Source organism: Desulfobacula sp. (assembly GCF_021107415.1).
Genome location: NZ_JAIOSW010000433.1, coordinates 1 through 2,685, shown reverse-complemented (window position 1 = coordinate 2,685; position 2,685 = coordinate 1). Strand labels below are relative to the sequence as shown.

The following is a 2,685-nucleotide window of genomic DNA, read 5'->3' as shown; positions in this document are numbered from 1 at the left end:
TGAAAACAAACCTGGGATATCAAATTGAATACTATGATTACGGCAGTCTGCCAAGGTATGAAGTAAAGGCAAAGCGATTTAAGGATTTGCGGAAAAAAATTTTCAAAGAAAAGGAATGCAGGCCATGAAAAATTTCTCCAACTTGAGTGTGGTGAATGATAAAATCCTTAAGATAAAACAATTATTGACTGAACTTGAAGCAGAAGCAGAACAATTTCCCGCCCTGTCAAGGAATTCCAAAAGGGCTCTGGCAAGCATAAAAATGCTGGAATTAAATATATCAGATATCGTTGCATTAGAATGATATTGGTGTATGGGAAATCTATTATATTTAGTAATATTACTGGCACTGGGAAATATATCCCGCCGACTGCCTGTCTTCCCGGAAAATACTCCCAATGTAGTGAACCTATTTGTCATTTATATTTCATTTCCGGCAACTATATTACTCCAGATTAACAAAATTGATATCCAGGCCGATCTAATGGTTTTAGCATTGGTTCCCTGGATACTTGTTTTCCTGTCTATTTTTTCGGTGGGGCTTATTTCAAAATTTCTGCAGTGGGATAAGAAATTGACTGGTGCTGTTTTGCTGTCTGTAGCACTCGGTAACACAGCCTTTTTCGGATACCCGGCTGTCAGTGCTTTCTTTGGGGAACAGAGTCTTGGCTATGCCATCATTTATGACCAATTGGGTTCCTTTATTGCCCTTGCAACTTTTGGGACCATTGTGGTGTCCATTTATGGAACCTCGCAAAAAATATCCTTTAAAACAGTCTTACTTAAAATAGTTGGATTCCCGCCATTCATAGCATTGATTGCCGGTATTTTTCTGGTGAAAACGCCTGTTTCCGGAATGATGTTAAAAATGCTTGAGGGATTGTCTGCCACACTGGTCCCTCTTGCCATTTTTTCTGTTGGTGCCCAGCTTAAATTCAGGCAGCCATCAACCAATATTAAACCCATTTGCATTGCAATTTTTTTAAAAATGATACTTTCACCCATGATCGCTTTTTTTATTTTGATGTTTATGGGTATTCAAGGGACTGTTTTTCATATTTCAGTATTCCAGGCGGGGATGCCTTCCATGGTGATGGCAGGGGTTCTTGCGGCCACTGGCAATTTAAGATCCGATGTGACAAATGCCGTTATTGGATATGGAATTCTTTTTTCTTTTATCACACTTCCGATTTTGTATTATATATTAATCAGCTTTTAAATTGCCATGGATCAACATTTGGCAAAGATGTTCGCTTAAAAACATGATGGATTCAATATCAAGATGCTGGATAATAGTTTCATCAAACAAGAGTTTTGCATCGGCTTCAAATCCGTCACTCTCATCCCAGAATAAAAGGGTCACCGGGATTTTTGGGAATACGGCAAATAGATAGGCCAGATCAGAGGATTCATATTGGGCTGTGACATTCTTCCCACCCGATGTCTCACAGGCAAGTTTCAGCTTGTCCATATGGGAAGCAAATGCGTTTCTAAGGGGAGTTTCAACAAGATCCGTCATGGAAATTATTTTTGATACGGTGTTGGGAAATTCCTTAAAGCTTTTCATATTTCCGGACGGGTCAGACACTCCTCCCTGGGCCATATGGATATAAACAAATGTCTGCTCATTTTTGGTCAGTTCGTTATGGGAATTATCTGTTATCCGATTTTTGGTGATCAACAGTTTTTTATTAAAATAGGGTAGGGTAATTTGATCAATACCCTCAATGGTTGACAGCTCTCCGCCGATGCGCAGGGCAATGTCTTTAAGCTTCATTGAAGCAGCCTTTTGTTTTGCCCACTCAAGCGCTTCTTTTGCCATATCTTTTTTCAGCCATTTGCCTTCTTTATACTGTTGTTCAAGTTCCTGTTCAGCAGCATTTAGAACACCTGGGGCAATGTGCGGGCAGTTTTTCAAAGGGTGTTTTTCAGACACCACCATTCCTGCAAAAGCAATACATGTAAGGAATCCGCAATCTTTGCAATTGGTTCGGGGCAGTATTTTTGCGTAAAGATCTACAACAGAAAGGGCCATAATATATTTTTCCAAAAACAGCCGGGCAGTCAAAAGCTGACCGCCCGGCAGTTAGAATCATTTATTCTTTGTCAAAATCTTCTTTGCCAGCACCGCAGATTGGGCAGCACCAATCATCCGGAAGATCCTCAAAGCTTGTTCCCGGGTCAATACCATTGTCAGAGTCACCATCTGCCGGGTCATAAACATAGCCACAAGGTCCGCATACGTATTTGTCCATTTTAAATCTCCTTAAATATAGTTAATAATTAATAATATATCTATACCATAACTGATTGTATTGAAAGTACAAAAATAGATTAGTTACAATAGATCAGTTACAATAGTTCAGTTTTTTTAAGGGCAAATATAGCCCCTTTATAAGATGCAACGATCACAACAACATAAAGTATCAAAAGTAATGTGTTCATAAATATAAGTTCCTTTTCTTATAGTTGTTTAATATGATTCTTCATTGGTTACTTCTTCTTTGGTCAGTTTTTTTGAATCCATCAGTTTCCATACATAGACAATATAGCCAAGGATAAAAGGTATGCCGATTGCCACATATGTCATGACTGCCAAGGTATAATGACTGGAAGAGGCATTATAGATGGTAAGACTAGATTGAAGATCAAGTTTTGACGGATAAAAAGCCGTGTTATTGAATG

General features: G+C 38.7%; 5 protein-coding genes. 2 read left to right on the top strand and 3 right to left on the bottom strand.

Annotated features, from left to right (window positions below):
• The first annotated feature begins 124 nt into the window (after positions 1 to 124).
• Positions 125 to 304: a hypothetical protein gene (locus K8S13_RS21635; RefSeq protein ID WP_291465799.1), complete on the top strand. Its 180-nt coding sequence runs from the start codon at positions 125 to 127 to the stop codon at positions 302 to 304.
• A 9-nt stretch (positions 305 to 313) separates the two neighbouring features.
• Entirely contained in the window at positions 314 to 1,219 is a 906-nt protein-coding gene (locus K8S13_RS21630) for an AEC family transporter (RefSeq protein ID WP_291465798.1), read from the top strand.
• Here K8S13_RS21630 and K8S13_RS21625 read toward each other — a convergent pair.
• The 3 genes from K8S13_RS21625 to K8S13_RS21615 all read right to left on the bottom strand — a co-directional run.
• Positions 1,205 to 2,068 (bottom strand): DUF3786 domain-containing protein, encoded by an 864-nt coding sequence (locus tag K8S13_RS21625; protein WP_291465797.1) that lies wholly within the window; start codon positions 2,066 to 2,068, stop codon positions 1,205 to 1,207. The genes K8S13_RS21630 and K8S13_RS21625 overlap by 15 nt on opposite strands.
• Before the next feature lie 28 nt (positions 2,069 to 2,096).
• Positions 2,097 to 2,255: a rubredoxin gene (rd, locus tag K8S13_RS21620; protein ID WP_291465796.1), complete on the bottom strand. Its 159-nt coding sequence runs from the start codon at positions 2,253 to 2,255 to the stop codon at positions 2,097 to 2,099.
• A 218-nt stretch (positions 2,256 to 2,473) separates the two neighbouring features.
• The coding region (locus K8S13_RS21615) for a cytochrome d ubiquinol oxidase subunit II (RefSeq protein WP_291465795.1) at positions 2,474 to 2,685 on the bottom strand (212 nt) is incomplete at its 5' end.